Below are 7,524 nucleotides of genomic sequence, written 5' to 3' on the forward strand. Positions count from 1 at the left end.
CCCCGCTCAAGGTCCTTGGCGAAATCACGCATTGGACCAGATTGACGCCCGAAGCCCTGCAGATGTGGAGAGAGCGACTGGCCGCGCTGCGCTCGGACGAACGAGCCGAAATCGTCAACTGATGTGCACCGACCAGCGCCCCGTCCCGTTGCGCGCCTGGATCGCCAAAAAAGGATGGTTGCAAACCGCCACTGAGCAGCGGGCCCTGTCCGGCTTATCTGCCGCCGAACCGCCAGCGTAGCAGCGGACGCGCGAGCAAAAGCCCCGCGAGAAACCCGCCGACATGCGCCCAGACCGCGATCGAGCCAAAACCGCCGCCGCCGGCAAAACCGATGAGCAGCTGGACGCCGATCCATGCCGCGGCGAGCCATAGTGCGCGAACCCAGTGGCCGGGAATCGGACCGATCGCCGGCGCTTTGCTGCGGCTGAAGATCAGCGCGAATACCGCGATCACCGCCGAAATCGCGCCGCTGGCGCCGATCATGGGCACCGCCGACGCCGGATCGGCCAGAAACTGCGCGAGTGCGCCGCCATAAGCGCCTGCGACGAGCAGCACCGCCATCGCCTTCGCGCCCAGCGGCGCCTCGAGCTGGCGGCCGATGAACAGCAGGACAAGCATGTTGAAGACGATGTGCAGCACCCCGCCGTGCAGAAAGGCGGACGATAGCGGGGTCAGCACGAAGGGGACCATCGTCCCCGGCGGCAGGATCAGCTCGCTGCCGAAACGCGCAGGGATGAACCCTGCGCGCACGATCGCATCGACCTGGAATCCGGTGATCGAAAGGAGCACGAAGACGACGACGCAGACGAGCGCATAGCCCGTAACGAGCGGTGCATCCTGCGGCTTCATCGTCCCCGCCCCGTCAGATGAATTCGATTTTCTTCACCAGATAATATTTATCGCCGGCGGGCACGGTGACTTCAATCTCGTCCTCGACACGGCGGCCGATCAGCGCGCGGCCGAGCGGCGAATTATAGCTGATCTTGCCGTCCTTGGCGTCGGCTTCGGCCTGGCCGACGATCTGGTAACGCACGGGCTTGTCGTCCTCGTCGGCGAGCGTGACGGTGGCGCCGAACACGATGCGGTCGCCCGACAGCGTCGTCGGGTCGATGACCTGGGCGCGCGAGAGGCGGTCCTCGAGGTCGCCGATCGTCGCTTCGACCTGGCCCTGGCGCTCCTTGGCGGCGTGATATTCGGCATTTTCCGAAAGGTCGCCATGCGCGCGCGCTTCCTCGATCGCATCGACGATCAACGGTCGCTCGGCTTTGAGGGTCGCGAGTTGCGCGTTCAACTTCTCATAGCCTTCTGCCAGCATCGGCACCTTTTCAACGCTTGCCATTATCCTGTTGTCCTTCGTCAATAATCCAGCGCCAGCGAAACTTCGCCGGGCGGCTGCGCCGCTATTCCGTAATGTCGGGGAGGTGGAGCGGTACCTTCAATAATAGTCCTGAAGCGGCTTCACTTCAAGACTGTGCGCGCGCAAAGCCCCGATCGCCTGCGTCGCCGCATCGCTTGCCGCAGCCGTTGTATAATAGGCGATATCGGCGGCGAGCGCCGAGGCGCGGATCGACTGCGAATCCTGCAGGCTCTGCCAGCCTTCGGTGGTGTTGAAGATCAGCTGCACGTCGCCGTCCTTGATCCGGTCGACGATATGCGGACGGCCTTCGGCGACCTTGTTGACGCGCTCGACGTCGATCCCCTGCCCCGCCAGATAATCGGCGGTGCCGCCGGTCGCGATCACCTTCCAGCCCCAATCGGTCAGCTGCTTGACCGCGCCGATGATGCGCGGCTTGTCGCTGTCCTTGACCGATACGAAGACGCGCCCCGTGGTCGGCAGGCGGTCGCCTGCCCCCAGCTGCGCCTTCGCGAAAGCAAGGTTGAAATTGCGATCGATCCCCATGACTTCGCCGGTGGACTTCATCTCGGGCGACAGCACGGGATCGGTGCCGGGGAAGCGCGCGAAGGGGAACACGGCTTCCTTCACCGCGACATGCGCGATGTCGCGGTTGATCTTCGGCAGGTCGGCGAGCTTCTCGCCCGCCATCACGCGCGCCGCGATCTTGGCGATCGGCGAGCCCACCGCCTTCGCGACGAAGGGCACGGTGCGGCTGGCGCGCGGGTTGACCTCGATCAGATAGACTTCGTCGCCCTTGACCGCGAACTGGATGTTCATGAGGCCAAGGACGCCCAGCGCACGCGCGAGCGCATCGGCCTGCCGCTCGATTTCGGCGACGATATGCGGCGGCAGGCTGTAGGGCGGGATCGAGCAGGCGCTGTCGCCCGAATGGACGCCGGCTTCCTCGATATGCTGCAGCACGCCCGCAACGACGACATCGGTTCCGTCGCACAGCGCATCGACGTCGACCTCGATCGCGTCGCGCAGATAGCGGTCGATCAGCACCGGCGAGTCGCCCGACACCTGCACCGCGGTCTCGATATAATTTTCGAGCTGCGCCTGGTCGTCGACGATCTCCATCGCGCGGCCGCCCAGCACATAGGACGGGCGCGTCAGCACCGGATAACCGATACGCGCCGCGACCGCGACGGCTTCCTCGCGGCTGCGCGCGATGCCATTTTCGGGCTGCTTGAGGCCCAGCTTGTTGACCAGCGCTGCGAAGCGCTCGCGATCTTCGGCGAGGTCGATCGCGTCGGGCGAGGTGCCGAGGATCGGGATGCCCGCCTCCGCCAGCGCCTGCGCGAGCTTGAGCGGCGTCTGCCCGCCGAACTGCACGATCACGCCGACGAGTTCGCCCTTCGACATTTCGACGTGCAGGATTTCGAGCACATCCTCGGCCGTCAGCGGCTCGAAATAGAGGCGATCCGATGTGTCATAGTCAGTCGACACCGTCTCCGGATTGCAGTTGATCATGATCGTTTCATAACCCGCTTCCTCCAGCGCGAAGCAGGCATGGCAGCAGCAATAATCGAATTCGATCCCTTGCCCGATCCGGTTCGGACCGCCGCCGAGGATGACGACCTTCCGGCGGTCGCTCGGGTTCGCCTCATTTTCGGGTTCGCCAAAGGTCGGGGCTTCGTAGGTCGAATAGAGGTACGGCGTTTGCGCCTGGAACTCCGCCGCGCAGGTGTCGATCGTCTTGAACACCGGCCGTACGCCGAGCTTGTGGCGCAGCGCGCGCACTTCGGCTTCGGTCACGCCGCCGGTCATCGCTTTGACCGCTTCGTGGATCAGCCCGCTGCCACGCGCGGTCGCGCGCTTCGATCCGGGGCGGAGGTTCGCCGACTGGAGCGCCAGATAGGCAAGGCGCTTGTCGGAGAAGCCCATGGCTTTGAGCTTGCGCAGCCCGTCGGCGTCGCGCGGCAGGCCGTTTTCGCACACATCCTGTTCGGCGGCGACGATCTCGGCAATGCGTTCGAGGAACCACATGTCGTAGCCCGCGACACGGTTGATGTCGGCGAGCGGCAGCCCTTCGCGGATCGCCTGCGCGGTGTTGAGCAGCCGGTCGGGGGTGCGCTGCGCCAGCTCGTTGCGAAGCTGGTCGTGGCTCGCGCCCTTGAGGCGGTCGACGAAGTTGAAGCCCGAGAGGCCGGTTTCGAGGCCGCGCAGCGCCTTCTGCAAGCTTTCATGGATGGTGCGACCGATCGCCATCACCTCGCCGACCGACTTCATTGCGGTCGACAGCGTCGCCTCGGCGCCCTTGAACTTTTCAAAGGCGAAGCGCGGGATCTTGGTGACGACATAGTCGATCGTCGGTTCGAACGACGCCGGGGTCACGCCGGTGATGTCGTTCATGATCTCGTCGAGCGTGTAGCCGACCGCGAGCTTCGCCGCGACCTTCGCGATCGGAAAGCCCGTCGCCTTCGACGCCAATGCCGACGAACGCGACACGCGCGGGTTCATCTCGATCACGATCAGACGGCCGTCCTTCGGATTGACCGCGAACTGGACGTTCGAACCGCCGGTTTCGACCCCGATCTCGCGCAGCACCGCGATGCTCGCGTTGCGCATGATCTGATATTCCTTGTCGGTCAGCGTCAGCGCCGGCGCGACGGTGATGCTGTCGCCAGTATGCACGCCCATCGGATCGACATTTTCGATCGAACAGATGATGATGCAATTGTCCTTGCGGTCGCGCACCACCTCCATCTCATATTCTTTCCAGCCGAGGAGCGATTCCTCGATCAGGACCTCGGTGGTCGGCGAGGCGATCAGCCCGCCGCGGACGATATGCTCGAATTCCTCGCGATTATACGCGATGCCGCCGCCGGTGCCGCCGAGCGTGAAGGACGGACGGATGATCGAGGGCAGCCCGGTGCGTTCGAGCACCGCGAATGCCTCGTCGAGCGTGTGCGCGACGCCGCTGCGCGCGCTTTCGAGCCCGATCTTGTCCATCGCGTCGCGGAACTTCTGCCGGTCCTCGGCCTTGTCGATCGCCTCGGCATCGGCGCCGATCATCTCGACGCCATATTTCGCCAGCGTGCCATCCTGCGCGAGCGCGAGCGCGGTGTTGAGCGCGGTCTGCCCGCCCATCGTCGGCAGCACCGCATCGGGGCGCTCCTTCGCGATGATCTTCGCGACGATCTCGGGCGTGATCGGCTCGACATAGGTGGCGTCGGCGAGGTCGGGATCGGTCATGATCGTCGCCGGGTTGGAGTTGACGAGGACGATCCGATAGCCCTCCTCCTTCAGCGCCTTGATCGCCTGCGTTCCCGAATAGTCGAACTCGCACGCCTGACCGATAACGATCGGGCCGGCGCCGATGACGAGGATGGATTGGATGTCGGTTCTTTTGGGCATTAAATCGCAAGCTTTTCGATGAGTACAGACCAGTCAGCTTCCGAAATTTCCGAAGGCTGAAACGCAAAGTTCCCCTGAACGGTGATAAAATGCGTAAGCGGATTTTTGATTTGGCGCTCCCTCACCGTGGGAAGAAGTTCCTTCATTTCGGCAACCGTCATTGACCGTGACGGGTTACCTAAAGGCTTGATACCGAAGGGCAACACCCAAGGATCAGCCCAAATATTGGAAACCATAGCTTCTGGATCGGGATGCGAGTAAACAACGAAGGGCGTCGTGTAGCAGCCCGTTTCGCTGCAATACAAAATCCCAAAAGAGCCGATCGGCATCTTAGCAGCTTTTGTTTGTCGGCCCTTATTGAAGGTCGGATTGTCAGACGCGCCAACGGCCCACCTACCAGCACCAATCCCAGCCCAAATGTTCGTCAGGCTGTCAGAAGCGAAGCCGTAGATCTTCACTTCAGCCCGCCCACAAACTTCTCGAACAGATAGAAGCTGTCCTGCGGCCCCGGGCTCGCCTCGGGATGATATTGCACGCTGAACGCGTTCTTCCCCGTGATTGCGATGCCGCAGTTCGATCCGTCGAACAGGCTCTTGTGCGTTTCGACCACGCCCGCGGGCAAGGTCGAGGCGTCGACCGCGAAGCCGTGGTTCATGCTTGTGATCTCGACCACGCCATCTTCCGCGCGCTGCACCGGATGGTTCGCGCCGCGGTGGCCCTGATGCATCTTCACGGTTTTCGCGCCCGCCGCGAGGCCGAGCATCTGGTGGCCGAGGCAGATGCCGAAGATCGGTATGTCGCGTGTCAGCAGCCCCTGGATCACCGGCACCGCATAGTCGCCCGTCGCCGCGGGGTCGCCGGGGCCGTTCGACAGGAACACGCCCGCGGGCTGGTGGCTGAGCACCTCGTCGAGGCTCGCGGTCGCGGGGACCACGGTGACGCGCGCACCGGCTTTCACGAGGTTGCGGAAGATATTGTCCTTCGCGCCATAGTCGATCGCGACGACATGCGGCCGCTCGCCGCCGTCCGCGGTCGCATAGCCATGCCCCAACGTCCACGCGCCACCGGTCCAGTCGCCGGTGTCGGTGCGGCTGACCGCCTTCGCAAGGTCCATGCCCTCGAGCCCCGCCCAGCCGCGCGCCATCGCCAGCAGTTCGTCGATGTCGAACTTGCCGTCCGCACTGTGCGCGATCACGCCGTTCGGCGCGCCCGCATCGCGGATGCGGCGCGTCAATGCGCGGGTGTCGATGCCCGCGAGCCCGATCACGCCCTGTTCGCTCATCCATTCGGGCAAGGTCTGGACGCTGCGAAAGTTGCTCGGCTGCGTCGGCAGCTCGCGCGTGATCGCGCCGAGCGCGCCGTGCACGCCGCGCTCCATATCCTCGGGGTTCGCGCCGACATTGCCGATATGCGGGAAGGTGAAGGTGACGATCTGCCCTGCATAAGAGGGATCGGTCAGGATTTCCTGATAGCCCGTCATCGACGTATTGAAACAAATCTCGCCTACCGCGGCGCCGCTCGCGCCATAGCCGATGCCCCACAGGATCGTGCCATCGGCAAGGACAAGGACGCCCGTCGCCCCGGAAGGCTGGGTTTTGGGCGCGACTTTAGGCGCCACTGGGGGGTTGGCAGGTGCCATTCAACATGCTCCGGACGGGGGGCTAAACGGCCGACCAAGTAGGAGGCAAAAAAGTGATTCACAAGCTATCGGATTCCGAAACTTGCCGCTAGAGAGGGCCTTTCCGAAATTTGCAGCGCATGGGGACACGCATGATTCGTGACGACATCAAGGCTGCGCAGGTCGCCGCGATGAAAGCCGGCGACAAGGCGCGGCTCGGCACCATCCGGCTGATGCTGGCCAAGATCAAGGACAAGGACATCGAGCTGCGCACCGGCACCGCGCCGGCCGACGACGATGTACTCGTCACCGACGTGCTCCAGAAAATGGTCAAGCAGCGCCGCGAGTCGATTGCCATGTACGAACAGGGCGGACGCCAGGAGCTCGCCGATATCGAGGCGGCCGAAGTCGTCGTGATCGAGGATTTCCTGCCTGCGCAGCTCTCCGACGATGATGCGATGGCCGCGATCAAGGCGATCGTGGTCGAACTCGGGGCGGAGAGCCTCAAGGATATGGGCAAGGTGATGGCGGCGGTGAAGGACCGGCTTGGCAGCCAGCTCGACATGAGCAAGGCGAGCGGGTGGGTGAAGGCGGCGTTGAGCTGATCCGCTAGCGGCGCTGCCCACCCCTAACCCCTCCCGCAAGCGGGAGGGCGCGACCTTGCTTCCCCCCTCCCGCTTGCGGGAGGGGTCGGGGGTGGGCATACCGCCCTATGATGGACGGACAGTTTCAGCCCCGCGACACGCCGCGAGCGAAGGAGTTGCGCAATGGCGCCACTCCGGCCGAGCGATGGCGCTGCCTGTCCGGTCGAAAAATCGGCGGCTGGAAATTCAGTCGGCAGATGCCTGTCGGCCCCTATTTCGCCGACTTTCTTTGCCGCGAAGCGCAATTGATAGTCGAACTCGATGGATACTCGCACGACATGCGCCAAGCCTATGACCAGCGCCGGGACCATTGGCTTGCCGAAAACCGATTTCGAGTCCTTCGTTTCACGAACAGTGACGCGATGGCGAACATCGAAGGCGTCGTGAGCGAGATCGAACGCACTCTTGGCCCGCTGCCCACCCCTAACCCCTCCCGCAAGCGGGAGGGGGACATATGAACTCGAAAGCAGCTCCTCTCCCCTCCCGCTTGCGGGAGGGGTCGGGG

Annotated in this window: 7 protein-coding genes; 2 read left to right on the plus strand and 5 right to left on the minus strand. The window is 64.0% G+C overall.

Going from position 1 to position 7,524, the window contains the following annotated elements; translation table 11 throughout:
- Window positions 1–214: 214 nt before the first annotated feature.
- The 5 genes from VGD20_RS16795 to carA all read right to left on the minus strand — a co-directional run bounded on the left by VGD20_RS16795 (window position 215) and on the right by carA (window position 6,396).
- Window positions 215–850, minus strand: coding sequence for a rhomboid family intramembrane serine protease (locus VGD20_RS16795; RefSeq protein WP_331135528.1), 636 nt, complete (start codon window positions 848–850; stop codon window positions 215–217).
- A 13-nt stretch (window positions 851–863) separates the two neighbouring features.
- A complete protein-coding gene (gene greA / locus VGD20_RS16800) occupies window positions 864–1,340 on the minus strand; it encodes a transcription elongation factor GreA (protein ID WP_331135529.1) in 477 nt (158 codons plus the stop codon).
- 96 nt (window positions 1,341–1,436) lie between these two features.
- Window positions 1,437–4,757 (minus strand): carbamoyl-phosphate synthase large subunit, encoded by a 3,321-nt coding sequence (gene carB, locus VGD20_RS16805; protein WP_331135530.1) that lies wholly within the window; start codon window positions 4,755–4,757, stop codon window positions 1,437–1,439.
- Window positions 4,757–5,215 (minus strand): hypothetical protein, encoded by a 459-nt coding sequence (locus VGD20_RS16810; protein WP_331135531.1) that lies wholly within the window; start codon window positions 5,213–5,215, stop codon window positions 4,757–4,759. Before VGD20_RS16810 ends, carB begins: the two co-directional genes overlap by 1 nt.
- On the minus strand, window positions 5,212–6,396 hold the full coding sequence (gene carA, locus VGD20_RS16815) for a glutamine-hydrolyzing carbamoyl-phosphate synthase small subunit (RefSeq protein ID WP_331135532.1): 1,185 nt from the start codon (window positions 6,394–6,396) through the stop codon (window positions 5,212–5,214). Before carA ends, VGD20_RS16810 begins: the two co-directional genes overlap by 4 nt.
- 131 nt (window positions 6,397–6,527) lie before the next feature.
- On the opposite strand from carA, the gene VGD20_RS16820 reads away from it, so the two are divergent.
- Together VGD20_RS16820 and VGD20_RS16825 are read left to right on the plus strand one after the other, a co-directional pair.
- Window positions 6,528–6,980, plus strand: a complete 453-nt coding sequence (locus VGD20_RS16820) for a GatB/YqeY domain-containing protein (protein WP_331135533.1) — start codon at window positions 6,528–6,530, stop codon at window positions 6,978–6,980.
- A 107-nt stretch (window positions 6,981–7,087) separates the two neighbouring features.
- Window positions 7,088–7,477 carry an endonuclease domain-containing protein gene (locus tag VGD20_RS16825; RefSeq protein ID WP_331135534.1) on the plus strand — a complete coding sequence of 130 codons (390 nt, stop codon included), beginning with the start codon at window positions 7,088–7,090 and terminating at the stop codon, window positions 7,475–7,477.
- The last annotated feature ends 47 nt before the right edge of the window (window positions 7,478–7,524 follow it).

The organism is Sphingopyxis sp., assembly GCF_036402335.1.
Classification (GTDB): domain Bacteria; phylum Pseudomonadota; class Alphaproteobacteria; order Sphingomonadales; family Sphingomonadaceae; genus Sphingopyxis.